Raw genomic sequence first — 24,374 nt, forward strand, 5'->3', positions numbered from 1 at the left:
TGCTCTCCTTCAGGCGGTCCAGGGTTCGAGAATGAGCAGTCGCTCGAGTTCACGATAATTTTCGGCGATCGCCCCAGCAACCGGCATGAGCACCGCCGCAGCCGACCATGCGGTCGCGCGTCTCAAGATCGTCACAGGATCGAGGGCACCCTCGGCGAGACTGATCGCGACCGCGGCGACAGCAGCGTCGCCGGCGCCCGTTGGATTGCCGTCAAGAGCGCGCGGCAGGCGGGCGTGGAGCGGGTGGGCGACATCGTGAGCGTCGATGATGAGCATGCCGTCTTCGCCGAGCGACACCAGCACCAGTCTGGCGCCCGCATCCAGCAGGATGCGTGCTCCGACTGCTGGATCCGACTCGCCGGTCGTTTCGAGTAATTCGGCTCGGTTCGGCTTCACGACATCGGCGCCCGCGCGTGCTGCCTTCAGCAGGGCGGGTCCGACCGCGTCGATCACGACCGGCAGGCCACGCGCGGCAGCAGCCGTCACCAGATCGGCATAGAACGCGTCGGGAACACCGGGCGGAAGACTCCCGGAGCCGACGACGCAGCCTGGAACCGCGCCGGTCGCGCCCGCGCCGGCCTGGCCTGCGCCGGTCGGGCCTGCGGCGGTCTGGCCTGCGTCGATCTGGCCTGCGCCAATCTGGCCTGCGCCGCTCCGGTTTGGGGCCCCGAGCTGTTCCGTCGCCGCAGCGAGAAGGGCACGCCACTCCGCACCGGTCAGCGCGGCGCCGCGCTCGTTCATGATCGTCGTCGAACGATGTGCCGCCTCCACGACGGCGACGCTCCTCCGTGTCGCAGCGGCAACGGGGACCAGTCGATACGGCAGCGCGGATGCGATCAGGTCGGCTTCGAGTTCGTGCCCGGTCTCGCCACCCGCGGTCGTCAATGCCAACGTGTCGCCACCGACCTGGCGTGCGACGCGGGCGACGTTCAACCCTTTGCCCCCGGCCCGAGCGATGCCGGTATCGACCCGCAGGCTCTCACCCCGCTCGAACGACTCGACGTAATAGGTCATGTCGATGGCTGGGTTTGGAGTCACGGTGAGGATCATGGCACTAACGCCTTCGTCGGCGCAGAATCCGGTGCGGGTGCGGTCGTCATGAGGTCCCTGGCCTTGAGTGCCGCACCGATCAGGCCGGCGTTCTGACCGATCGATGCCGGGATGAGCAGGGGCCGCCGGTGGAACGTGAGGATGGCATCCAGCCGTTCGCGCAGCGGAACGAACAGGGTGTCGCCGGCCGCGGCCAGCCCGCCGCCGATCACAATTGCCTCGGGGGCAAGCAGTGCGACGGTGTGTGAGAGTCCGAGCGCGAGGGCGTCGAGGGCGCTGCTCCAGATCGCCTGCGCGTCGGCGTCCCCGGCTGCCGCACGGTCGAGCACCTCGCGGGCGCCGGGCAGATTGCGGCCGGTCAACGCATTGTAGCGCCGGGCGATCGCACCGGCGGAGGCGACCGCTTCGAGGCAGCCGGTGCCGCCGCACGCGCACACCGGGCCGTCGGCGATCTTGGAGTGGCCGATTTCGCCTGCCATTCCGTGCCCGGAGTAGAGCCGGCCCTGCACGAAGAGGGCGCTCGCGATGCCGGTGCCGATCACCATCACGACCACATCGCTGAACCCGGCTGCTGCGCCCAGTCGGTATTCGGCTTCGCCGGCTCCGCGCACATCATGGCTGAATGAGACGGGGATCCCGAGAATCTCGCTGAGCCGGTCGCGAAAGGGCATGTCGCGCCATCCGAGATTCTCGGCGAATACGCCGACCCCGGCATCGTCGTCGACCTCGCCCGGCACCAGCAAGCCTGCCGCGACGGGGGTGAGCTGCGGATGCCGCGTGGCGAACTCGCGCGCGAGGCGTCCCGCCTCCGCAACCACGTTTTCCGCCGTGTTCGCTCCGTCAAGGGGAGTGCGAACACGGACGACCTCGACCAGCTCGCCCGCTTCATTGATCAGCGCCGCCTTCATATCGGTGCCGCCCACGTCGAAGGCGAGCACCGCGTCGCCGGCACCCAGGATGGATCGGTCAGCGCTCAGCGGGGCGCGGTCGCCGGCTGCGCTGCGCGAGGCTGTGCCGTCCGGATGTGCGCTGCCCGGGGCTGTGCCGTCCGGATTTGCGCTGCCCGGATTTGCACCGCCCGGTCGAGTGCGGTCCGTCTCATTCACCGTGGTGCACTCAGCTGAGGACGACGGAGCGCGACAGGTTCCGCGGCTGGTCGGGGTTGAGTCCGGCCCGGCGGGCACGCTCGAGCGCGACGCGCTGTGCACGGATCAGGTCTGCCATGCCGTCGAGGGCGCTGTCTTCAAAGTGCGCTCCGGTTGCCGCGACATCGCCCGCGAGTCCGCGCGGTGCCTGGCCGAACATCCAGGTGACTCGGCCAGGGGAAGCGATGGCCATCGGGCCGTGCCGGTATTCCTTTGCGGGGTACGACTCCGTCCAGGACTGCGAAGCCTCGCGCATCTTCAGTGCGGCCTCGTGAGCGAGTCCGATCGTCCAGCCGGTGCCGAGGTAGGTGAACTGGTCGGCCGTGATCAGGGCCTCGCTCAATTCGGCGTCGACGGCATTCTGCGCGTCGGCAATGGCGGCATCCAGGTTTTCGCCGAGCGATGCGCGCAGGAACGCGAGTGCCGTTGTGGCGAAACGGGTTTGCACGACGGACTGTTCGTCGGCGAACGGCAGCTTCACCACATCGTCGGCCAGCTCGACCAGCGGCGTCTCGGGGTCGCCGACGATGCCGACAGTGCGGATGCGTCCGCGCACCGCTTCGAGCAACTCCAGCACCTCCGTTGTCGTTCCAGATCGGGTGATGGCAACAATCGCGTCGTAGTCGCGATCGATGAACGCTTCGGATGCCGCGTAGGCATCCGTCACGCCGTGACCGCCGCGTTCGCGGAGCGCCGCATACGACTGGGCCATGAACCAGGAGGTACCGCAGCCGACGACGGCAACCCGCGCACCGGAAGCGGGCAGCACGGCTCGCTCATCCACCAGCGCCGCCGCGCGCGCCCAGGTTTGCGGCTGGGAGGCAAGTTCTTCTGCCATGTGCACACCCGCGGGGGTGCTGCTGTGCTCGGTCGTTGTCATATCGCGAATCCTTTGCTTATTCGTCCGCAGCGCGGTTAGTTCCGTTGCGCGGTTTGTCCCGTGCACCGTTTGTCCGGTGCGCGGTTACCGTTTTCTTGCAAGTAAGTGATTGGAAGGTAATCGATTCGATCATCAACGATCATATCGGTCCACGGCTCCGATGTCGATCCGTAGTGGGTCGATCCCACCGCGGCCGCTGCGCCTGTTGGTGCGGCATGCGCCACTTCAACTGGCGCATGGCGCATTGCGTGGCGCACTGGCCGGACGACGCACGTTCAGGCAGTCTCGACATCGACGGGGCGGCCCTCCGCCAGTGACCGCCTGGCGGCCAGCGAGACTGCGAGCGCGAGAATCGCGCCGTTTGTCGGGGCGATTCCCGAATCGGTGTGGCTTGTGACGCAATCGAGAAAGTGCAGTGCCTGTCGAGCGTAGGGATTGGTCGCATCCGCCGGTCGGAACGCGACGCCGGCCGCGGTGACGAGCCGGATGAATTCAGCTGTCGGCGTTGATGCGGTCACGTCCGGTGCGCCGCTGAACTGATGAGTCGCGCTGCCCCGTGTTCCGAGCAGGCCCAGCGCTGAACTGAACGGGACATTCGGGTCCATGCCCATGAACGTCTGCACCTGACCGATGCCCCCGTCGGTGTACTCGACGCCGATCTCGATCGGGCCGGTCGGGCTCGCGCGGAGGGCCCAGACACGGCGCGGTACGCCGAGGAACAGGTTCACCTGGTCGAAGTCGTGGATCGCGAAGTCGACGAGAAGCCCTCCGGACTGCGACTCGTCGTGCCACCACGGAGAGGGCGCAGGCGGGCCGCTGATTCGTTCCGCACGCACGGACAGCACCCGCCCGAATTCCCCGGCCTGCGCAGCCAGCCGGAGAGCCTCGTAGCCGCCGAAGAATCGCACGACGTGGGCGACCATGAGAATTCCCTCGCTGTGTGCGGCGGCGTCTTGAATGGCCGCGGCGTCGCGCAGATTGAGTGCGATCGGCTTCTCCAACAGCACGTTTTTGCCGCACGCGAGGGCGCGGATGGCGATGTCGGCATGGGTCGGCGTCGGCGTGCACACGGACACGATGTCGATGGTGGGGTCCCGGATCACCAGGTCGAGATCAGCGACGAACTCCGCACGCGGTGCGTCGTCGATCGGCCGAGCGGTGCCGGGGGCGCACACATAGCGGATCCGATCCGCAAGGCCGACTTCGCTCCAGGCCCTGGCATGCGCACGTGCCATAGTCCCTTGTCCAATAATCGCAATGGTCGGCACAGGTCAGTCCTCCTTGTGCATGCTGAATCGATACTGCGGTGGAACCGGTCGCTCTGGAAAAACCTGTCGCCAGAGATCGGCCACCAGATCCTCACCCTCGCGCAGGTCGGCGACTTCGATGCCCGCCGTGAGCAGCTCGCCGGCCTCCTCGAGGTGCCCGCTGCTCGCAAGCGCACGCGCTCGCAGGAATCGCAGCCGACCACTCCACGCGGATTGCGGTCGCGCACCGCCGGCATCCAGCAATCGGATGGCTTGTTCGGGTGCATCAAGGGCGAGAGCGGCGGTCGCCGCCTCCACGGTGAGCACAAGGTTGCCCGGATCGAGCGCACAGGCGCGCGCATACTCGCTGAGCGCAGAAGATGTGCCCGGACCCGCTCTGTCTGCACGTGCTCGATCCGGCGCAGTGAGTTGTGGCGCAGTGAGTTCCGGCGTGGCGAGTTCTGGCGCGGTGAGATCAAGACTTGCGAGATCCGGACCTGCGAGATCCGGACTTGCGAGATCCGCACCTGCAAGGTCCAGCAGTGCAAGGCCGCGATGCGCGAGTGCGACAAGGCGCGCGTGCGAAACATCCCGATCGAGTTCTGCGACGACACCCTCGTAGCGCGCGATGACACCCTCGTAGAGCGCGCGGGCCTCGGCTCCGCCGCGGGCGTGCACCATCACCGCGCGGTGCAGCTGCGCAGGCAGATTGTGCGGCTGCGCGGCGAGACGCGCCTCCCAGCCGACGCCCGCCACGAACGTCGATGCACCGGCGAATGGTATCCCCGTCAGCAGGTCTAACCACGGCTGTTCCACCTCGCTGATCGTCGCTGCGCCGAAGGGGGTTCCCGTCTCGTCGATCCACGGCTCGGACTCGCGCGCCCGCAGCGCCGACTCCACTGCACCCCACCCGCTGCCGTGCAGTACCGATTCTTGCGGCGGCAGATCCGCCCAGCCGTACGCGTGCCGTTGTGCGGTCTCCAGCATGTTCTCGCCGCTGCGCGCACGGTGGCCGGTGAGGGTGCCCTCGCCGGTGAGGGCGCCCTTCCTGTTGCGGGAACCGTGGCCCACGAGCGCATCCACTCGGCCCTGCACGTGGTTGATGGCCCTGTCGCGCTCGCCGTGGGCCACGCCCGGGTCCGCGCGCACGTTGCCGTATGCCTCAACCCAGGACCACTCGGATGCCGCGGGCATCGGCAGGTTCTGGAATTGCGTCTGGGCGAGGCCCGCTTGGATCTCGGCGTACTGCTCGCCGTTTGGACTCAGCCAGCGTTGCCATTGTTCGCCGCCGGGAGAACGCCCCCAGACGAACAACTTGCGACCGCGCAGTCTGGCGCTCGAGATCATGGCGAGGCCGTTGCCGTTCTGGTCGACGTTCGCGATCCACGGGCGACGCCCCGCTGGAGAATGCTGGTCGATGTCGAAGAAGTAGTCGCGTGCGCCGACGGCTCGGTCCGGCCACGTTCCGTCAATTCCATCGTCGTTCGTCGGATCGATTCTTGCGATGCCGCCCGAATATGCCGTTGCGAATGCCGAGGTGGCGGGTGCGACGACGCGACTGCCGGCATCCTGCGGAACGGCAGCGTTCGACCACCAATACATCGGCACTGCGCGGGTGTTCGGGTTGCGGATCCGCACAGCAACAAGCAGCACGGGGGAGTGCTCGGGAAGCCACACGTCGAGCTGGAACACGACGGAGCGCAGGCGGTCGAACTCCCACATTCGCAGCAGATCGGTGCCGTCAGCAGTGCGCAGTACGGCCGTGTGCAGCGGACTGCAGGTTGTCGGTGAATGCCCGCGGCTGCCGATGTTGAATTCGATGCCGCCAGCGAACCAGGCGTTGCGCAGCGCAAGGTTCGCCAGCTGAATAGTGTCAGGCGAGTGCAGCAGGCTCGTGTTCGTGACCAGGTCGGTCAGCTCCCACAGCCGGCCACCGAGTTCGGGCAGGAACTCTGCGCGAAGGTTCGCGTTCTGAAGTACAACGGTGCGCATGGTCCGCCGGGCGAGCGGTCTGCCGTAGCCGTTCTGTTCTGAGTACGGGAACATGTTTCGCGGGTTGCCATAGGTCGATCCGTCAATGATCTCCTGTGGGATTTCGCCGTTGGGCCGATCGGGCGCCGAAACCTGGTATGGGCTCTCCAGCGGTGCGCCAACCATGGGCAACGGGCTCTCCGGGCCGAGCGCCGCGATCTGGAACGTACGATTGGACAAGCTGACCGTCATGGCGTCTCCACCTCTTCCGTGTATGCGGCTGCTGATCGGGCGATGTCGGCGCGCAGCCGCGAGAACAATGCGGCATCGACGGCGACTCCCGCGTGGCGCAGAGAGAGCACCGCGGCTCCGACCAGGCCGTCCGGCACGCTGAGCACCGTCGCATTCGGAGCAACGGCGGCCAGCGGCGGGCCGAAGATCTCGGGGGCATCCCGCAGCCCTGCTGTCAGAACGCTCCCGCCGACGACGAGTTCGCCGCCGCGTCGCGGATCATGCACGGTGGCGAGCAAGTCGGACAACGCAGTTGCGGCGCCCCTCAGGATGTCGCGCGCGACGGCATCCGTCTGTGCCTGGAATGCGAGGGGAGCGAAGCGCGCGAGCTGCACAGGCGGCAGTGCGTACACGGCGTCGATCAACTCGAATAGCACGCGCGGGCGACCTTGCACACTGGTCTCTGCACCGTTTGCAGTGGTGCTGTTTGCAAGCGTGGTGTTCGCGTGGTTGGTGTTCGCCCGGTCGCTGCCCGGGTCGGCGGCGAGCCCGAGCGAGCCCAGCACCAGCGCGGTCAGCGCGGTCGAAGGCCCAAGCCCGTCGATGGCTGCTGTTACCGCGCGCAGGACGCGCCGCCCGATCCAGAATCCCGAGCCGGAGTCACCGAGCAGCCAGCCCGCGCCGCCCGCGACCCGTTCGAGTTTTCCGTGCTCGATCCGCGCGGCGACGGCGCCGGTTCCGGCGATCAAGCCATAGCCGTGCTGGCGGAAGGTGCCCGAGAAGAACATTCCGGCCAGATCCGGCTCGGTCGCCACGCCTCCCTCGAAGCCGAGAGGGCCGATCAGGGCCGCCACGGCATGCCGGAATTGCGCCGACTCTGACCCGGCCAGCGCGATCAGCGCGGACGATTTCGGGTCGGTCGGGGTCGCATCCGATCGCAACGCGCGTCGTGCGGCGGTCAGCACGGCCGCCGCTGCGCCTTCGATTCCGGATGCCGTCGGGTTGCCGCTGCCCGCGCGACCGTACCCGAGCGTGCGCCCGTTCGAGTCCAGCACGACGGCTCGTGTCGTCGTGCCTCCTGCATCAATTGCGAGCTGTTTGCGCATCGTTATCATTTCGGGACCGGAGATTGCATAGCTTTGAGGCAAACTGTACTGTAAGAATGATTTTCTTATCGCTCCAATGAAGGAGAAACGGATTCCCACGATGCCATTGCCCCGAGTCGCTCCTTCTCGCGAGAACGCTTCCGGCGTCGCCAACCGGATTCGCTCGCGGCTGCCGGAAATGTCCGGGACCATGGTGAAGATCGCCGACTTCGTTCTGGAGAACCCGCAGGCGCCGTTGAAGCTGTCGATCGGGGAGCTTGCGAAGCACGCAGGAACGTCCGCTGCGACGGTCACCCGGTTCTGTCGGCTGCTCGGCTACAGCGGGTATGTGCCGTTCCGGGTCAGCATCGCGACCGACCTCGGCCGCAGCACGGCGCACGAGTCGTGGAAGGCCGACATCGGGCGGGCGTTCGGTCCGGATGACGCTCCGAGCGATGTGCTGAGTACGCTGATCAACGCGCACTCGCGAACGCTGCAGGAGACGGCATCCGTCATCGATGTCGATGACATGGCCCGAATCGCACAGGGCATCGCCGCGAGCACGCACGTAGATATTTACGGTGTCGGCGGCAGTGCGATGCTCGCAGACGAATTGCAGGCGCGACTCTACCGAATCGGCATCAACGCGCACTCCTGGTCTGAGGTGCACGCCGGGCTGACCAGCGCGGCGATCCTCGATACGGCCTGTGTTGCGATCGGCATTTCGAACACCGGCCGCACCGAGGAAACGATCCAGATGCTGGGCGAAGCCGGCCGAGCGGGCGCGATGACGGTAGCGATCAGCAATAACCCGGACTCGCCGATGGCCGCATCCGCCGACATGAGCATCATCACGTCGATTTACGAACACTTTCTGCAGCCGGATGACCTTTCCGCCAAGCATGGCCAGTTGCTCGTGCTCGACCTCTTGTATCTGTTGGTCGCCCAGCAGGACTTCGAGCGCTCGACCGCCGACCTCGCAGCGTCCGCGCTGGCAGTCGCATCGCACCGCCGACCGATCCGCTCGACGGCAGCGGCGAAGAGGCGCAGTTTCACGCACGCCGATACGCCGGAAGGCACCTTGTCGACCAACATCAGAAAGGCCGACCATGTCTGAGACCGTCGCCCTGAACGCACTCGCCGACCGCTTCACCGGTGAGGTGCTTTCCCGGCTGCAGTCCCTCGAAGCGGATGCCGAGGCGGGCGCCATTGATGAGGCGATTTCAATCTTCGTGAACGCGATCGCCGCGGGCGGCATCATCCAGGCGTTCGGAACGGGGCACTCGGAGGCGTTCGCCATGGAGATCGCCGGCCGCGCAGGCGGGCTGATTCCGACGAACAAGATCGCACTCCGCGATGTCGTGCTGCACGGCAGCCTCGACGTCGACGTTCTGGGCGGTTCCACTCTGGAGCGTAACCCGAACATCGCCGAGGAACTGTGGGCGATCTCCTCGATCGGACCGAACGACGCGTTCGTCATCGCGTCGAACTCGGGTGTCAACGGGTCAATAGTCGGCCTCGCCCTGCTCGCGAAAGCGAATGGGCATCCTGTCGTCGCGGTCACGAGCATGGAGCACACCATGCGCGTCGAGCCGAAACACGTCAGCGGCAAAAGGCTGTGCGAGATCGCAGACGTCGTGCTGGACAACAAGGCACCCTTCGGGGACGCCACCATCGAACTTCCGGGAGGGATCCCGGTAGGAGCAGTCTCGTCGATCACTGCTGCGTACATTGCGCAGCTGCTGACCATCGGGACTGCTGCACGCATTGCAGCGGAGGGGAACATTCCTCCGCTGTACATCTCGGCCAATATCCCGGGCGGAGACGAGCACAATGCGGCACTTGAAGGTCTGTATCTGAACAAGATCAGGCGCGAGGCATAACCAATGGAGCCACAGAATCCACTAATGGAAGGCAGCACGAAATGAATATCAAGGATAAGCCACTGCAGCGGCGCGACTTTCTGCGAGGAGCACTCGTCACGGCGGTGATGATCCCGATCGCCGGCACCCTGGCTTCGTGCGCAGCGGGCGGCGGCGGGGGCACTTCGACCAGCGGCGGTGGTACGAAGTCAGCCAAAAACCCGTTCGGTGTGAAAGACAACTCGACGATCGACGTCGTAATCTTCAACGGCGGGTATGGCTACGACTACGTCACTTTCGCGGCGGACATCGTGCAGAAGAACATCACGGGTGTCAAGGCGAAGGTGTCACCAGCGACGAATATCGCGCAGACACTGCAGCCTCGGTTCGTCGGCGGCAACCCGCCAGACCTGATCGACAACTCGGGCGCGAACCAGATCGGCTTCAGCACGATCCTCGACCAGCTCACGACGATGGACGACGTCTTCGCCGCAAACAACCTCGAGGGCAAGAAGATCTCCGACACCGTGTACCCCGGTGTCGCGACACCCGGGACGTTCGGTGGCAAGTTCGTTGCGCTGAACTACGTCATGACGGTCTACGGCATTTGGTATTCGGCCAGCCTCTTCGAACAAAACGGCTGGACGCCGCCGAAGACCTGGGACGAGGCGACCGCATTGGGCGCCAAGGCAAAGGCCGCAGGCAAGTATCTCTGGGTGTGGGGCAAGGAAGCCGCAACCTATTACCTGACGATGGCGCTCAACTCTGCGATCAAGGAAGGTGGCGACCAGGTGCGGCTTGACCTGGAGAACCTCAAGCCGAACGCGTGGTCGGCACCGTCTATCCAGGGTGTTTTCAAGGCACTCGAAGAACAGGTCAAGCTGGGCTACTTCGTCCCAGGTGGAGCCGGCACGCAGTTCACCGCGGCGCAGGCCAAGTGGAGCAATGACGAGCAGGCGATCCTGTACCCATCGGGTGGCTGGATCGAGAACGAGATGAAGAAGGCGACGAAGTCCGGGTTCAAGATGACCGGTGCCCCGGAGCCGACGCTCACTTCGAACTCCAAGCTTCCCTACGCTGCGTTGCGCGCAGCGGCTGGTGAGCCGTACATTGTTCCCAAGCAGGGTAAGAATGTCGCCGGCGGCAAGGAGGTCTTGCGCACGATGCTTTCAAAGGATGCAGCGAGCAACTTCTCCAAGACGCGGCTTGCGCCGACCATCGTAAAGGGCCTTGTGCCCGCTGATGGTTTCGGGTCGACTGCGCTGGTCTCGCAGACGACCATGCTGACGAACGCGGGCGACAACGTGTTCGACTGGGAGTTCGCAAGCCTGTACGGGATGAACACCGATCAGTTGGTTCCCTGGAACGGATTCTTGGCCGGTCAGATCGACGCTGCCGCGCTCACCGCGGCGATGCAGGGGATCAGCGACAAGGTTGCCAACGACTCATCGATCACGAAGCATCCGGTTACGAAGTGACCAGTTCCACCATCACGCGGAAGACGGGGGGCCGGCGTAAGCCGGTCCCCCGGCACCACCGGAGAAAGCTGACCTTCGACAAGGTCAGCTTCATGGCCGTGTTCCTGATGCTGCCGTTGGCCATCTTCCTGGTGTTCGTGATCTCCCCGTTCGTGCAGGCGCTGTGGTATTCGATGACCAACTGGAGCGGCTTTTCCTCGACGATGGACTTCGTCGGCGTGCAGAACTTCGTCAAGCTTTTCCAGGACAACATCTTCATGCAGGCCGTTTTCAACAACGTGCTCCTGGCCATCGTTGTGCCGGTCCTGACGGTCGGGATAGCCCTGATCATCGCCGGTGTTGTGACGGTCGGCGGGCCGAGCAAAGGTCAGATCCGTGGCATTGCGGGTTCCGGCTTCTACCGCACTGTGTCCTTCTTTCCGTATTGCATTCCTGCGATCGTGATCGGCCTCATCTGGGCTCAGGTCTATGACCCGTCCGCTGGAATTCTGAACGGATTCCTGACTGGCATCGGCTTGCAGCAATTTGCGAACTTTGCGTGGCTCGGCGTGGCGGCAACCGCAATGCCCGCATCGATGTTCGTCATGATCTGGGCCTTCATCGGCTTCTACACAGTGCTTTTCGTTGCGGCGATCAAGGGCATCCCCGCCGAGTTATACGAAGCCGTTCGCCTCGACGGCGCCGGTCGGTTCCGAACGGCGATTTCCCTCACGATTCCAATGATCCGCGACACCGTTCAGACCGCGTACATTTACATCGGCATCGCAGTGCTTGATGCCTTTGTGTTCATGGCCGCGCTGTTTCCGAACGCCGGCGGCCCCGCCAACACCACTCTCGTGATGAGCCAAGAGCTGTTCATCACCGCGTTCCGCAAGGGGCAGTTCGGTTATGCGACAGCCATGGGCGTCGTGCTCGCGGCCATCACGCTGCTCTTCGCCGCGATTGTGTTCGCGGTCAACAGACTGACTCGCGGAAGCGATATCGGAGGACGAGGATGACTGTCACGCAGCAAGCAGTCGGCAAGCCGACGCCGGTGATCCGAGCACCGAAGAGATCCACGCTGACAGGAGGCGATGTCGCGGTTGGTGCCAGTTCGCACGTTCTGCTGACCGTCTGGACGTTGATCGTTGTCCTGCCGCTGGTGTGGGTTCTGCTGTCGTCGTTCAAGACGACCAAGGAGATCCTCGCCTCTCCATTCACGTTGCCCGCGCGATGGAGTTTCGACAACTATGTGAACGCGTGGAACACGGCAGGTATCGGCAGCTTCTTCGCCAATACGCTTATTGTGGTCGGTTTTGCGCTGGTCATCGTCATGTTGCTGGGAGCGATGTGCGCCTACGTGCTCGCTCGGTTCAAGTTCTTCGGCGCGCGGGCGATCTACTACCTGATGCTGGCCGGCCTGACCTTTCCCATCTTCTTGGCGATCGTGCCGCTGTTCTTCATCCTCAAGAATATCGGCCTGATCAATACGCTGCCTGGGCTGATCCTGACCTACGTGGCGTTCGCGCTGCCGTTCACGGTGTTCTTCCTGTACTCATTCTTTCAGAGTCTGTCCGACGAGATTTACGAAGCGGCTCAGGTCGACGGTGCCGGAGAATGGCGCACCTTCTTCCAGGTGATGCTTCCCATGGCTCGCCCGGGCATGGCATCCGTGGCGATCTTCAACTTCTTAGGGCTGTGGAATCAGTTCCTTCTGCCGATCGCGTTGAACTCTGATCAGAACAACTACGTGCTGACGCAAGGGATGGCCTCGTTCGCTTCGCAGGCGGGCTACTCCGTCGACTTTGGTGCGCTGTATGCCGCGGTCATCATTACCGTCGTCCCGGTGCTCATCGTCTACATCTTCTTCCAGCGCCAGCTGCAAGGTTCGGTATCGCAGGGCACGAATAAGTGAGTCGCTCGTGCCCGTCGTAGCGCGCTACAGCGACGGGCCGCCAGTCATCGCATATTCGCTGTGCGACGCGCTCGGCCGTCCGTTGGTGGAGCGCAATCCGGATGCCGTCTTTTATGCGGCGTCCACCATCAAGCTCGCAGTGTTGCTGGCGGTGATGCGAGCAGTGGATGCCGGTTCCGTCGATATCGAGGAAAACCTGGACTGCCCGCGCCTCTTCGCGAGCGGAGCGTGTGCACCGGACTTCGTCGTGGCACCCGACGATGCTGATCCGAATTACCCGAAGGACGGCGCGCAGCTTTCCGTCTCACGACTGTTGCGCATGATGATCTCGCGTTCGTCGAACGAGGCGACCAATGTGCTGGTCGACCGGATCGGACTGCCCGCAATCGCGGAAGCGCTGCGGAAGTGCGGGGCGCTTGTGTCGAAGATGGAGCGCTTGCTCGGCGATGTCGCAGCCGCAGACACCGGGCTGACGAACGAGGTCAGCGCACGCGACTTGACAGCCATCATGCGGTGCGTTGTGGGCGGTGAACTCACGACGCCGAAGTCGACCGAGGTCATGCGCACCCTGCTGAGCGCACAGGAGCACGTGCGCATTGGAAATGCCGTTCCGGATGGCATCGACTGGGGGTCCAAGTCGGGTGACGTGCCGGGGATCGAGCATGATGTCGCGTTCGTCGGCGATCCGAATGGCTCGAGCACGCACTATCTCGCGGTGTGCACGCGCGGCTACGAACCGGTGCAGGGTCGCGAATTGATCGCGTGTGTGGCATCCGCTCTACTCGCGGGCCGGGTCTGACGATGCCGCGAGAGTTCATAGTGTACGACACGCTGCGGCGGGTCGACGACCCTACGTTGGTCGGGTTCTCCCAAGCAAGGCTCGACGCGATCGACGACTATGTCGAGGAGCAGGTAGACAATGGTGGCCCTTCCCTGGCGATCAGCGTCGTCAAGGACGGCGCCATCACTAAGGAATCCGCGTACGGGTACGCGAAGAAGTACGACACACCATTGGTCGACGGCGTGCTGCAACCGGCGCGAGAGCTACCGCGGGATGAATGGCAACCGGCGGGAGTCGACACCATGTACGATCTCGCGTCGAACACCAAGATGTACGCGACGAACTATGCGATCCAGCAGCTGGTGTCCGAGGGTGTGCTCGACCTGGATCGAACGCTGCAGTCGTTCCCGGGCTGGGAGGACTACACGGACGCCGCCACGCAGTACACCGGCGACTGGGTCGTCGGCGGCCGCGGGGGGATCGACCAGGCATACGCGGGCAAATCGACCATCACCGTGGCCGACTTGCTGCATCACACGGCCGGCGAATTGCCGGATCCGCAGTACCAGAACGCGCGGGTCGCGGGCGGTCTCTATTACCAGAGTGCCGACATCCGTGACCGGTCTGGGATCATCGACGTGATCTGCAGGACGCCGCTGATCGCCAGCCCGCACACCGAGTTCCGCTACAGCGACGTCGACTACATGATTCTGGGACTGCTGGTCGAGCAGCTCACCAGGCAGAGCCTCGACACCTACCTGCAGGAGCACTTCTACGGTCCGCTCGGGCTCCATCGCACCACGTTCAACCCGCTCCTGCACGGTTTCACAAAGCAGCAGACGGCCGCCACAGAGCTGAACGGCAACACCAGGGACGGCCACGTCAGCTTCGGCAGCCTGCCAGACGGAATGCCGGCGCCGATCCGGCACAACACTCTGCAGGGTGAGGTGCACGACGAGAAAGGCTACTACTCGATGGGGGGAGTGTCTGGTCATGCTGGCCTGTTCTCAACCGTGGGCGACCTGGCCGTCCTGACACAACTGATGCTGAACGGTGGCCTGTACAACGGCCGGCAATACTTCACCCGGGAGGTGACGGAACAGTTCACTGCCCCGTACGCTCTGGATGCGGCGGATGTCGACTCGTCGACGATCGGGTTGGGCTGGCGCCTGCAATCCGCGTCGGGTGACGGGTACCGATACTTCACCGGTGGTCCGAGCCGAAGCAGCTACGGGCACTCCGGCTGGACCGGCACGCTGACCGTCATCGACCCCGCCCACAACATGACAATCACGATCTTGACGAACATGCGCCATTCGCCGGTCGTCGATCCGCCGAACGGTTTCGCGGCCAGTCGGTTTCCGATCGCCGAGCTGACGCCCGTGGTCGCCCGGGTGTACTCCGCACTGTTGGCGGACATCGAGTGAACTGGCGCATCCCATGATCACAGAAATCCTGGTTCACCGCGTCTCAGTACCGCTGCTGCGCCCGTTTGTCACGGCGCAACGGAGCGCGTCCGCCCACGATGCGGTGCTTGTAGAACTCCACGACGACTCTGGTCGCAGCGGGTGGGGTGAGGCCCCGTGCAGCTGGCGGGTGACCGGTGAGAGCCCGGCCGGCGTCACCGCCGCAGTGACGGGCCCGCTCGCCGACGTCGTTGTGGGTCGAGCCGTTGCCGATCTTGCAGAACTGGCGGATGCGCTCGGCTCGGCCGTCATCCGCAATTCGGCTGCGAAGATGGCGGTCGACTGCGCGCTGCACGATCTCGCTGCTCAGGAAACCGGCGAGTCGCTGGCGGTCTTCCTCGGCGGTCCTGACGCGGCCAGGATTCGGGTGACAACCGACATGACACTGTCCGCGGGAAACCCGGATGATGTTGCCGCACTCGCTCGCGAACATCGCGATGCGGGGTTCGACACGCTGAAGGTCAAATGCGGCGGCGGAGGCGACGATCAGGCGCTGTTGCGCGCCGTGCGCGACGCGGTCGGCGCATCCGTTGTGCTTCGTGTCGACGCGAACCAGGGCTGGGATCGAGAGCAGGCCATTCGGATTATCCGATTCTGGGAAAACGACGGCGTCGATGTCGCGTTCGTCGAGCAGCCCGTTGCCGCACGCGCCATCGATGACCTGGCGGCCGTACGCAGAGCGGTCGACACTCCTGTACTCGCCGACGAATCCGTTTGGGACCATTACGACCTCCACGAGTTAATTCGGCGCCAAGCCGCGGATATGGTGAACATCAAGCTGGCGAAGTCTGGTGGTATTCGCGAGGCGATGCGCATGGCGAGACAGGCAAAAGACGCAGGTATCGGCGTGCTGATCGGGTCGATGATGGAGAGCACTGTCGGCATCGCGGCGGCAGCGAGCCTGTCCGCTTCCGTCGGACTCACCGCCCCCCAAGATCTTGACGCTGGGTTGTGGTTGTCTGCCTCACCGGTCGTCGGGGGTGCACGATATGACGGCCGGAACGTGCAGCTCTCACCTGCTACCGGGCTTGGGATCGAGGGATTGTCCGGCTAGACGCAGCACGAGCCCAGCGGAACCAATTGTGCCGCTCGATTCCGGCCGCTCGAATGTCGCTCTGCAGCCGGGATATGCTGTAACCGTCGCAACTGGCGTAGGGGCTGTGTCTTCGGATGCCGCCTCGGATGGTCACCATCGGGGAGCGACTGACGCACCTTCAGACACTGGGATGGATTCGGCCGTGCGCCTGGGTCGATGCGCGGCCATCAGCGTGCCTTCCATCCCGGAAACTCAAGGAGTAGGCAATGACGGACACATTCAACGCACCCCTCAGCGAGGTCGACCCGGAGATCGCGGCCGTCCTGGAGCAGGAACTCGGCCGCCAGCGCGGCTATCTCGAGATGATCGCCAGTGAGAACTTCGTTCCGCGCGCTGTGCTCGAATCCGTGGGTTCCGTGCTCACCAACAAGTACGCGGAGGGCTACCCTGGGCGGCGCTACTACGGCGGATGCGAGTTCGTCGATATCGCGGAATCGCTTGCGATCGAGCGAGTGAAGAGCCTGTTCGGTGCCGCATACGCGAATGTGCAGCCGCACTCCGGCGCGACCGCGAACGCCGCGGTGCTGTCCGCGATCGCAACCCCCGGCGACACGATCCTCGGCCTCGAGCTCGCCCACGGCGGCCACCTCACGCACGGCATGAAGCTGAACTTCTCGGGCAAGCTCTACAACGCGGTCTCCTACGGAGTCGACCCGAACACGTTCCTCGTCGACATGGATGTCGTGCGCGACAAGGCTCTCGAATACAAGCCGACCGTGATCATCGCCGGCTGGTCGGCTTACCCGCGGCAGTTGGACTTCGCAGCGTTCCGCGCCATTGCAGACGAGGTCGGTGCGAAGCTGTGGGTGGACATGGCGCACTTCGCCGGCCTCGTCGCGACAGGGCTGCATCCGAACCCCGTTCCCTATGCCGATGTCGTCTCCTCGACCGTGCACAAGACCATCGGCGGCCCGCGCAGCGGTTTCATCGTGTCCCGTGACATGGAGTTGGCGAAGAAGCTGAACTCGAACGTGTTCCCCGGGCAGCAGGGCGGGCCGCTCATGCACGTGATCGCGGCGAAGGCAACCGCGTTCAAGCTTGCTGCGACTCCCGAGTTCAAGGACCGCCAGGAGCGCACCGTGCGCGGTGCGAAGATCCTGGCAGCCCGGCTCACCGCAGACGACTCGCAGGCAGCCGGAGTCGACGTGCTCACCGGCGGCACAGACGTGCACCTCGTGCTCGCCGACCTGCGCAACTCGCCGCTGGACGGCCAGCAGGCCGAAGACGCACTGCACGAGGTCGGCATCACGGTCAACCGCAACGCTGTGCCGTTCGACCCGCGCCCGCCGATGGTCACAAGCGGCCTGCGCATCGGCACGCCTGCATTGGCCACGCGCGGGTTCGGCGACGCCGAGTTCGTCGAGGTGTCCGACATCATCGCGGCAGCTTTGCAGCCGGGCGCGGACCTTCCGGGTTTGCGTGCGCGCGTCAAGACGCTGGCGGATGCCATCCCGCTGTACCCCGGACTGAACCCGTTCGGTCAGCCCGTCGAGCACATCGAATTCGCCTCGAGCATCGCGTAGCGCCGGCCCGATGACCGCCATTCGTCTGGACGGCGTCGAAACCGCCGCCGCAATCAAAGCCGACCTGAAGACGCGTGTCGATGCGCTGCATGCCCGCGGCGTTCACCCCGGTCTCGGAACGCTGCTCGTCGGCAGCGACCCCGGGTCGGTCTCGTACGTCGCGGGCAAGCACCGGGACTGCGCAGAGGTCGGCATCGAGTCTGTGCGCATCGACCTGCCGGAGAGCGCATCCGCCGCCGATGTCGAGGCCGCGATCGCCGAGCTGAATGCGAGCCCGTCGGTCACCGGCTACATCGTGCAGCTACCGTTGCCCGCCGGGCTCGACGAGCACGCCATGCTCGAACTGATGGACCCGGCGAAGGATGCCGATGGGCTGCACCCGATGAACCTCGGCCGCCTCGTGCTCAGCGTTAATGCGGGCGGTGCGGGTTCGGGTGGGAGCGCTGCGCCGGCGTTTCCGTTGCCGTGCACGCCGGCCGGGATCGTCGCGCTTCTGCAGCGGTACGAGATTGCGATCGCGGGCAAACGCGTGATCGTGATCGGTCGCGGTCTCACCGTCGGTCGTCCGCTCGGACTGATTTTGACCCGCAAGGGGCTGGATGCGACGGTGACGCTTGCCCACTCGCGCACCGTTGATCTGCCGGATGAGGTGCGCCGAGCTGACATTGTCGTCGCTGCCGTCGGAGTGCCCGGGATGGTCAAGGCCGATTGGGTCAAGCCGGGTGCGGCCGTCGTCGACGTCGGCGTGAGCCGTGTCGGCACGACGGCGAGCGGCCGGGCGAAACTCGCCGGAGATGTCGATCCGGGCGTCGCGGAGGTTGCTGCCTACTTGTCCCCCGTGCCAGGGGGAGTGGGGCTGCTCACCCGCGCGATGCTCCTGGAGAACGTGGTGCTGGCGGCCGAGCGCCTGTAACCCGCCCCCTCGCTGGTCGCGGAGCGCAGCGAGCAATGCGTCTCGAAACCTGGCTTTGCACTGGTGTGGTGGTTTCGAGACGCGGTCTCCTGCGTCGGTTGCTCCTCAACCACCGGTAGCGCGGGTTGAGGAGCACGGCGAGCGCAGCGAGCAGTGCGTCTCGAAACCTGGCTCTGTGCTGCGTAGTGGTGGTTTCGAGACGCGTATTCGCTGCGCTCATGCGCTCCTCAACCAGCGGGCGGACGAGCACCTCGCACGCTCAACTTCGGCAGCTCGCCGTATTCGCCCCAAATGAGCGCTTCCCGCTTGGCACGACACCATCCCTGCACTTGTTTTTCGCGTTCGAACGCTTCATCGATTCGGTTGAATTCCTCGGCGAACACGAGTTCAACGGGCAGTCGCTTGCGAGTGTAGACCGCGCCCATGCCGGAGCTGTGCTCGGCCAGTCGACGCTCAAGGTCGATCGTGCTGCCGACGTAGTAGCTGCCGTCGGCGCAACGCAGAATGTACACGTGGGGCATGACTGCCAGTATCGCGGATGCTGCACGACGGCCGTCGAAGTTGTCCACAGGGCTGCGGAGCGGATGCGTGGGCGTGGTGGTTTTGAGACCGCGGGCGTCCACCGGTAGTGCTGGTTGAGGAGCACCGCGAGCGTAGCGAGCAGTGCGTCTCGAAACCTGACTTTGTGCTGCGTAGTGGTGGTTTCGAGACGGCCGCGGGCGGCCTCCTCAACCACCGGACCGGTGGTGCTGGTTGAGGAGTACCGCGAGCGCAGCGAGCAGTGCGTCTCGAAACCTGAGTTTGCACCGGTGTGGTGGTTTCGAGACGCGTATTCGCTGCGCTCATGCGCTCCTCAACCACCGATAGTGCTGGTTGAGGAGCACCGCGAGCGCAGCGAGCAGTGCGTCTCGAAACCTGACTTTGCACAAGAGTAGGCACGTGGTTTCGAGACGGCCGCGGGCGGCCTCCTCAACCACCGGACCTTGGGGGCGCCAGAGACCTCGCCGCGTTCGGTCTTCTAAGCTGGGCGTATGGCAGTCAGTAACCATGAGCATCCGTCCGTCACGCGTGTCGAAGCCGTTTTGCGAGAACATGGAGCCACCGGGCAGGTGCGTTGGTTCGAGGAGGCGACGCCGACTGCTGCATCCGCTGCGGCGGAGCTGGGTGTGGAGGTCGGTGCGATCGCCAATTCACTCGTGTTCACGCTCGACGGCGAGCCGATCCTGGTGATGACCTCGGGTGGGCACCGTGTCGACACCGCCTGGCTCGGTGACCAGCTCGGCGGAAAGCTGGGGCGGGCATCCGCTGAGCTCGTGCGCGAAGCGACCGGCCAGGTGATCGGCGGGGTCGCGCCGACTGGGCATCCGGCACCGTTGCGTACCCTGGTGGACACCGCGCTCGGCGACTACCCGGTTGTGTGGGCTGCGGCGGGGCATCCGCACACCGTGTTCCCGACGTCCTACGACGAGTTGCTGCGCATCACGGGTGGCACGCCGGTGACTGTGGTGCCTGCGCAGTAGCCGGTCACTCGAGTCGGGTGCCGCGCGACTCGGTTGCTGCGCCACTTTGTGTGTCGTGCGCCACCTGAAGTGGCGCACCGTGCGCCAACTGGCGCGCGGCGAGCGTGGCGGCAGCCGCTCTACGCGGAGGCGTGCAGCCGCGCGTGCTGCAGGTACACCTGGGCATTGTGACGGATCCCCGCGACCTCGTCGTCGCTCAGCTCGCGACGTACTTTGCCGGGCACGCCGGCGACGAGAGAGCGCGGCGGAATCACCGCGCCCTCTGTGACGAGTGCGCCCGCGGCGATCAGGGAATCGTGGCCGACGACGGCGCCGTTCATCACGGTAGCGTGCATGCCGACCAGCACGTTGTCCTCGATCGTGCAACCGTGCAGCACCGCATTGTGACCGACAGAGACACCGCGGCCAACCGTCAGCGGCGCGCCGGTGTCGACGTGGCATGAGACGTTGTCCTGCAGGTTCGAGCCCTCGCCGATCGAGATCGGTTCGTTGTCGGCGCGGAGCACGGCGTTGTACCAGACGCTGGCGCGATCGCTCAGTGTGACCATGCCGACGATCACGGCACCCGGTGCAGCCCACGCCGTTTCGGCGACCTGCGGAGCAACGTGGTTGGGGAGGATGATCACACGGGCGTCCGGATGTGCTGCCATGATCGACAGCCTACTCGGCACCCGCGGATCGCCACTCGGCGGCCACCCGGCACATGGTTGGCGGCAACCGCCGCTGAACCTGTGTGGATTCGCACAGAGCGACAGGGCTGGATCCCGCTTGCACGCGTGAAGATGGGGGAGCGAGGGCATCTCCTGGAGGTAGGCCAACGATGAACAAGGCGGAGCGGTCGGATCGGCGTGGGACAGCGCCGTTCGCGAACCTGAGGCACCGGATGCGGCGCTGGTCGGCGCAGCACGAAGCCGTCTCCGCAATGTCTGCCGTTGCGGTCGTCGGCATCATTGCCGTCGTCGCGTCGTTGGGCCTCGCGCAGGCGCAACTGGCGTTCGGCAGCACGAGCGCGGCGGATGCTGCATCCGGCGCCGCTGCGACCGCCGCGGAACCCGGTATCCACACCATCAAGCACGTCATCGTGATCATGCAGGAGAACCGGTCGTTCGACAGCTACTTCGGAACGTTCCCCGGTGCAGACGGCATCCCCATGGCGAACGGGGTGCCCACGGCCTGCGTGCCTGACCCGCAGAGCGGATCGTGTGTCAAACCGTTCCACGACTCGCAGGATGTGAACGCCGGTGGCCCGCACGGCGCGAGCAGTGCCGTGGCAGACGTCGACGGCGGCAAGATGGATGGCTTCGTAGCGCAGGCCGAAGCCGCCCAAAAGAAGGGGTGCGCGCCGAACGCGCCGTTGTGCGGCAACGTGGCCACCACGAGCGCGGGCCAGACGAGCGCGGGCCAGACGAGCGCGGGCCAGACAAGCACCGGCACGACAAGCACCGGCACGACCGACGTGATGGGCTACAAAACTGGCGCGGACATTCCGAACTACTGGACCTATGCAAAAGACTTCGTGCTGCAGGATCACCTGTTCGAATCGAACGCATCCTGGAGCCTGCCATCGCACCTCTACATGGTCTCCGAGTGGTCCGCGAAGTGCAGCGTCGCCGACGATCCGTCCAGCTGCGTCAGCGCGCTGGAGAGCCCCGGCAACCCGCCGGACTTCCGCACCGCTCTGCAGAAGAACCTGATCGGCGCGTGCCGCGGCGGCGTCGCTAAGCCAGCCTGCCAGGCGCAGCTGGCCAAGGATGGCATCACACCCACCATGGCCGCAGAACTGCACGCGTTGATCAAGCAGAAGTGCGCGGCATCCGATTCGTATGCGAGCTGTCAGAGCGCCATCGACAACGCGAGCCTGCCGGCAGCGCTGAAGAACAAGCTGATCGCGGCATCCAACCAACTGGCTCCGCCCGACTACGCCTGGACCGATCTGACCTATTTGCTGCACAAGCAGAAGGTGTCGTGGGGCTACTACGTATTCAACGGCACCGAGCCGGACTGTGAGAACGATTCGGCCATGACCTGCGCGCCGGTGAAGCAGAACGCGAAGACGCCGGGCATCTGGAACCCCCTGCCGTACTTCGACACGGTGCGGCAAGACGGTCAGCTGGGCAACATCCAGTCGTTGACGAACTTCTACGCCCAGGCGAAGAAGGGAACGCTGCCCGCGGTCAGCTGGATCGATCCGACCGATGCGGTCAGCGAGCATCCGCCTGCCAAGGTCAGCGCCGGCCAGGCCTACGTCACCGGCCTGATCAACACGGTCATGCGGAGCCCGGATTGGAACAGCACGGCGATCTTCCTCTCCTGGGACGACTGGGGCGGCTTCTACGACCACGTCAAACCGCCGGTCGTCGACCAGAACGGGTACGGCCTGCGCGTGCCGGGCATCGTGATTAGCCCGTACGCGAAGGCGGGCTACATCGACCACCAGACGCTCAGCCACGATGCCTATGTCAAGTTCATCGAGGACGACTTTCTGAACGGCCAGCGACTGGACCCGAAAACGGATGGCCGCCCCGACCCGCGCCCCGATGTGCGGGAGAACAATCCGCAGCTCGGCAATCTGTACAGCGACTTCGACTTCAGCAAACCACCGAGGCCTCCCGTCATTCTCCCGGGTGGTAGAACGTACTGACACCTTGACGCGCAGCGCTTAGCGTCGATACCGTTCGAGCATGCCGTGAGAGCACGGAGCAGGCTTCGGCCGCTGAACGGGAGTTGCAATGACCACCACCGATGATCGATCGACTGCACCGGCCGCGACCGGCCTGGGGGTGGAGATCAACGGGCTGAACTCGATCCACGAATCTGAACGCGTCGGGCAACCTCGCGGCCTGTTCTGGCCGTGGTTCGCGGCGAACGTCTCCGTGCTCGGGGTGAGCTACGGCTCCTTCCTACTCGGCTTCGGCATCTCGTTCTGGCAGGCGACGCTGGTCGCCGTCGTCGGCATCGTCGTCTCTTTCCTGTTCTGCGGTTTCATCTCGCTCGCAGGCAAACGCGGCTCCGCCCCGACGCTGACGCTGAGCCGGGTGGCGTTCGGCGTGAACGGCAACAGGCTGCCGTCGATCATCTCCTGGCTGCTCACCGTCGGCTGGGAGACCGTGCTGGTGTCGCTCGCGGTGCTGGCGACCTCGACCGTCTTCAAAGAGCTCGGTGGGAGCGGCGGCGTTCTCACCCAGGTGATCGCGCTGATCGTCGTCGTGCTCCTGGTGATCGGCGGCGGCGTGTTCGGCTTCAACGTCATCATGCGGATGCAGGTGGTCATCACGATCGTCACCGGCATCCTGACGATCGTCTACATCATCCTGGTCTGGAATCAGATCGACTTCGCGAAAGTCGGCGCGCTGCCCAATGGCAACATCCAGCAGCTGATCGGTGGATTCGTCTTCATGATGACCGGATTCGGGCTCGGCTGGGTGCAGGCTGCTGCGGACTACTCGCGCTATCTGCCCCGCAAATCCTCGAGCCGCGGGGTCGTCGGCTGGACCACGTTCGGCTCCTCACTTGCCCCCGTTATCCTGGTCATTTTCGGTCTGCTGCTGGCCGGGTCGTCGACCAAGCTGAACAGCGCAATCGCGAACGATCCGATCGGCGCACTCACGAGCATCCTGCCGGTCTGGTTCCTGATCCCGTTCGCGATCGTCGCGGTGCTCGGGCTGATCGGCGGCGCCGTGCTTGACATCTACTCGTCGGGCATCGCCCTGCTCAGCGCCGGCGTGAAGATTCCGCGCCCGGTGGCTGCGGGCATCGACGGTGTCATCATGATCATCGGCGCCGTGTTCATCGTGTTCTTCTCCTCCAGCTTCATCGGGCCGTTCCAAGGCTTCCTGATCACCCTGGGCACGCCGATCGCGGCATGGTGCGGCATCTTCCTGGCCGACATGATGCTGCGTCGCCGTGACTACGCGGACAAGGATCTGTTCAACCCGCGCGGCCGCTACGGCAGCGTGAACGCGCTGGCCGTCGGCGCACTGATCGTCGGCACGGCGGTCGGTTGGGGCCTCATCACCAACCCGATCACCGATGCGCACTGGCTGGACTGGCTCGGCTATCTGCTCGAACCGTTCGGACTCGGCGGACGCACCGGCGCGTGGGCGTTCGCCAACCTGGGTGTGCTCGTCGCCCTGGTGATCGGCTTCCTCGCCGTCATCATCTTCGGGCGAGGCACCATCCGTCGTCAGGAAGCGGTTCCGGATGCTGTGGGTGCCGCGACCGAGCAGGCGTAA

General features: G+C 65.1%; 21 protein-coding genes. 13 read left to right on the forward strand and 8 right to left on the reverse strand.

Annotated elements, in window-relative coordinates; translation table 11 throughout:
* Nucleotides 1–9: 9 nt before the first annotated feature.
* The 6 genes from QU604_RS04805 to QU604_RS04830 all read right to left on the reverse strand — a co-directional run bounded on the left by QU604_RS04805 (nt 10) and on the right by QU604_RS04830 (nt 7,630).
* The gene (locus QU604_RS04805; RefSeq protein ID WP_308467654.1) at nt 10–1,050 is read right to left on the reverse strand and encodes a 1-phosphofructokinase family hexose kinase; all 1,041 of its coding nucleotides are present in this window, start codon (nt 1,048–1,050) and stop codon (nt 10–12) included.
* A complete protein-coding gene (locus QU604_RS04810; RefSeq protein ID WP_308467655.1) occupies nt 1,047–2,156 on the reverse strand; it encodes an ROK family protein in 1,110 nt (369 codons plus the stop codon). The genes QU604_RS04805 and QU604_RS04810 overlap by 4 nt, the downstream gene beginning before the upstream one ends.
* Before the next feature lie 10 nt (nt 2,157–2,166).
* Nucleotides 2,167–3,075, reverse strand: a complete 909-nt coding sequence (locus tag QU604_RS04815) for an SIS domain-containing protein (protein WP_308467656.1) — start codon at nt 3,073–3,075, stop codon at nt 2,167–2,169.
* 275 nt (nt 3,076–3,350) lie between these two features.
* Nucleotides 3,351–4,343, reverse strand: coding sequence for a Gfo/Idh/MocA family protein (locus tag QU604_RS04820; protein WP_308467657.1), 993 nt, complete (start codon nt 4,341–4,343; stop codon nt 3,351–3,353).
* A 3-nt stretch (nt 4,344–4,346) separates the two neighbouring features.
* Nucleotides 4,347–6,545 carry a DUF5107 domain-containing protein gene (locus QU604_RS04825; protein WP_308467658.1) on the reverse strand — a complete coding sequence of 733 codons (2,199 nt, stop codon included), beginning with the start codon at nt 6,543–6,545 and terminating at the stop codon, nt 4,347–4,349.
* Nucleotides 6,542–7,630, reverse strand: a complete 1,089-nt coding sequence (locus QU604_RS04830) for an N-acetylglucosamine kinase (protein ID WP_308467659.1) — start codon at nt 7,628–7,630, stop codon at nt 6,542–6,544. Before QU604_RS04830 ends, QU604_RS04825 begins: the two co-directional genes overlap by 4 nt.
* A gap of 100 nt (nt 7,631–7,730) precedes the next feature.
* Here QU604_RS04830 and QU604_RS04835 point away from each other — a divergent pair, with 100 nt between their 5' ends.
* The 10 genes from QU604_RS04835 (at nt 7,731) to QU604_RS04880 (ending at nt 18,622) form a co-directional block, all read left to right on the forward strand.
* On the forward strand, nt 7,731–8,726 hold the full coding sequence (locus QU604_RS04835; protein ID WP_308467660.1) for a MurR/RpiR family transcriptional regulator: 996 nt from the start codon (nt 7,731–7,733) through the stop codon (nt 8,724–8,726).
* A complete protein-coding gene (locus tag QU604_RS04840; RefSeq protein WP_308467661.1) occupies nt 8,719–9,492 on the forward strand; it encodes a sugar isomerase domain-containing protein in 774 nt (257 codons plus the stop codon). Before QU604_RS04835 ends, QU604_RS04840 begins: the two co-directional genes overlap by 8 nt.
* Nucleotides 9,493–9,533: 41 nt before the next feature.
* Nucleotides 9,534–10,949 carry an N-acetylglucosamine/diacetylchitobiose ABC transporter substrate-binding protein gene (gene ngcE, locus QU604_RS04845; protein ID WP_308467662.1) on the forward strand — a complete coding sequence of 472 codons (1,416 nt, stop codon included), beginning with the start codon at nt 9,534–9,536 and terminating at the stop codon, nt 10,947–10,949.
* A 92-nt stretch (nt 10,950–11,041) separates the two neighbouring features.
* The gene (locus QU604_RS04850) at nt 11,042–11,947 is read left to right on the forward strand and encodes a carbohydrate ABC transporter permease (RefSeq protein ID WP_308467663.1); all 906 of its coding nucleotides are present in this window, start codon (nt 11,042–11,044) and stop codon (nt 11,945–11,947) included.
* Entirely contained in the window at nt 11,944–12,843 is a 900-nt protein-coding gene (locus tag QU604_RS04855) for a carbohydrate ABC transporter permease (protein ID WP_308467664.1), read from the forward strand. The genes QU604_RS04850 and QU604_RS04855 overlap by 4 nt, the downstream gene beginning before the upstream one ends.
* 7 nt (nt 12,844–12,850) lie before the next feature.
* The gene (locus QU604_RS04860; RefSeq protein ID WP_308467665.1) at nt 12,851–13,642 is read left to right on the forward strand and encodes a serine hydrolase; all 792 of its coding nucleotides are present in this window, start codon (nt 12,851–12,853) and stop codon (nt 13,640–13,642) included.
* A gap of 20 nt (nt 13,643–13,662) precedes the next feature.
* Entirely contained in the window at nt 13,663–15,051 is a 1,389-nt protein-coding gene (gene pbp4b / locus QU604_RS04865) for a penicillin binding protein PBP4B (RefSeq protein ID WP_308467666.1), read from the forward strand.
* Between the two features lie 13 nt (nt 15,052–15,064).
* Nucleotides 15,065–16,144, forward strand: a complete 1,080-nt coding sequence (locus QU604_RS04870) for a mandelate racemase/muconate lactonizing enzyme family protein (RefSeq protein WP_308467667.1) — start codon at nt 15,065–15,067, stop codon at nt 16,142–16,144.
* Between the two features lie 248 nt (nt 16,145–16,392).
* The gene (gene glyA, locus QU604_RS04875; RefSeq protein WP_308467668.1) at nt 16,393–17,709 is read left to right on the forward strand and encodes a serine hydroxymethyltransferase; all 1,317 of its coding nucleotides are present in this window, start codon (nt 16,393–16,395) and stop codon (nt 17,707–17,709) included.
* A 10-nt stretch (nt 17,710–17,719) separates the two neighbouring features.
* Nucleotides 17,720–18,622: a bifunctional methylenetetrahydrofolate dehydrogenase/methenyltetrahydrofolate cyclohydrolase gene (locus tag QU604_RS04880; RefSeq protein ID WP_308467669.1), complete on the forward strand. Its 903-nt coding sequence runs from the start codon at nt 17,720–17,722 to the stop codon at nt 18,620–18,622.
* A 227-nt stretch (nt 18,623–18,849) separates the two neighbouring features.
* Here QU604_RS04880 and QU604_RS04885 read toward each other — a convergent pair whose 3' ends face one another.
* A complete protein-coding gene (locus QU604_RS04885; protein WP_308467670.1) occupies nt 18,850–19,143 on the reverse strand; it encodes a GIY-YIG nuclease family protein in 294 nt (97 codons plus the stop codon).
* A gap of 510 nt (nt 19,144–19,653) precedes the next feature.
* Between QU604_RS04885 and QU604_RS04890 the strand changes: the two genes are divergently transcribed.
* A complete protein-coding gene (locus QU604_RS04890; RefSeq protein WP_308467671.1) occupies nt 19,654–20,142 on the forward strand; it encodes a YbaK/EbsC family protein in 489 nt (162 codons plus the stop codon).
* Between the two features lie 119 nt (nt 20,143–20,261).
* Here QU604_RS04890 and QU604_RS04895 read toward each other — a convergent pair whose 3' ends face one another.
* The gene (locus tag QU604_RS04895; RefSeq protein ID WP_308467672.1) at nt 20,262–20,792 is read right to left on the reverse strand and encodes a gamma carbonic anhydrase family protein; all 531 of its coding nucleotides are present in this window, start codon (nt 20,790–20,792) and stop codon (nt 20,262–20,264) included.
* Between the two features lie 170 nt (nt 20,793–20,962).
* Between QU604_RS04895 and QU604_RS04900 the strand changes: the two genes are divergently transcribed.
* Nucleotides 20,963–22,783, forward strand: a complete 1,821-nt coding sequence (locus QU604_RS04900) for an alkaline phosphatase family protein (protein WP_308467673.1) — start codon at nt 20,963–20,965, stop codon at nt 22,781–22,783.
* An 88-nt stretch (nt 22,784–22,871) separates the two neighbouring features.
* A complete protein-coding gene (locus QU604_RS04905) occupies nt 22,872–24,374 on the forward strand; it encodes a purine-cytosine permease family protein (protein ID WP_308467674.1) in 1,503 nt (500 codons plus the stop codon).

The organism is Rathayibacter sp. SW19 (genome assembly GCF_030866825.1).
In the GTDB taxonomy this organism is placed as follows: Bacteria; Actinomycetota; Actinomycetes; order Actinomycetales; family Microbacteriaceae; genus Rathayibacter_A; species Rathayibacter_A soli.

Coding starts and splice junctions, on each gene's coding strand:
- QU604_RS04805 (WP_308467654.1), bottom strand. CDS start 1,050: ATGATCCTCACCGTGACTCCAAACCCAGCCATCGACATGACCTATTAC.
- QU604_RS04815 (WP_308467656.1), bottom strand. CDS start 3,075: ATGACAACGACCGAGCACAGCAGCACCCCCGCGGGTGTGCACATGGCA.
- QU604_RS04825 (WP_308467658.1), bottom strand. CDS start 6,545: ATGACGGTCAGCTTGTCCAATCGTACGTTCCAGATCGCGGCGCTCGGC.
- QU604_RS04830 (WP_308467659.1), bottom strand. CDS start 7,630: ATGCGCAAACAGCTCGCAATTGATGCAGGAGGCACGACGACACGAGCC.
- QU604_RS04835 (WP_308467660.1), top strand. CDS start 7,731: ATGCCATTGCCCCGAGTCGCTCCTTCTCGCGAGAACGCTTCCGGCGTC.
- QU604_RS04840 (WP_308467661.1), top strand. CDS start 8,719: ATGTCTGAGACCGTCGCCCTGAACGCACTCGCCGACCGCTTCACCGGT.
- ngcE (WP_308467662.1), top strand. CDS start 9,534: ATGAATATCAAGGATAAGCCACTGCAGCGGCGCGACTTTCTGCGAGGA.
- QU604_RS04850 (WP_308467663.1), top strand. CDS start 11,042: ATGGCCGTGTTCCTGATGCTGCCGTTGGCCATCTTCCTGGTGTTCGTG.
- QU604_RS04855 (WP_308467664.1), top strand. CDS start 11,944: ATGACTGTCACGCAGCAAGCAGTCGGCAAGCCGACGCCGGTGATCCGA.
- QU604_RS04870 (WP_308467667.1), top strand. CDS start 15,065: ATGATCACAGAAATCCTGGTTCACCGCGTCTCAGTACCGCTGCTGCGC.
- glyA (WP_308467668.1), top strand. CDS start 16,393: ATGACGGACACATTCAACGCACCCCTCAGCGAGGTCGACCCGGAGATC.
- QU604_RS04880 (WP_308467669.1), top strand. CDS start 17,720: ATGACCGCCATTCGTCTGGACGGCGTCGAAACCGCCGCCGCAATCAAA.
- QU604_RS04885 (WP_308467670.1), bottom strand. CDS start 19,143: ATGCCCCACGTGTACATTCTGCGTTGCGCCGACGGCAGCTACTACGTC.
- QU604_RS04890 (WP_308467671.1), top strand. CDS start 19,654: ATGGCAGTCAGTAACCATGAGCATCCGTCCGTCACGCGTGTCGAAGCC.
- QU604_RS04895 (WP_308467672.1), bottom strand. CDS start 20,792: ATGGCAGCACATCCGGACGCCCGTGTGATCATCCTCCCCAACCACGTT.
- QU604_RS04900 (WP_308467673.1), top strand. CDS start 20,963: ATGAACAAGGCGGAGCGGTCGGATCGGCGTGGGACAGCGCCGTTCGCG.
- QU604_RS04905 (WP_308467674.1), top strand. CDS start 22,872: ATGACCACCACCGATGATCGATCGACTGCACCGGCCGCGACCGGCCTG.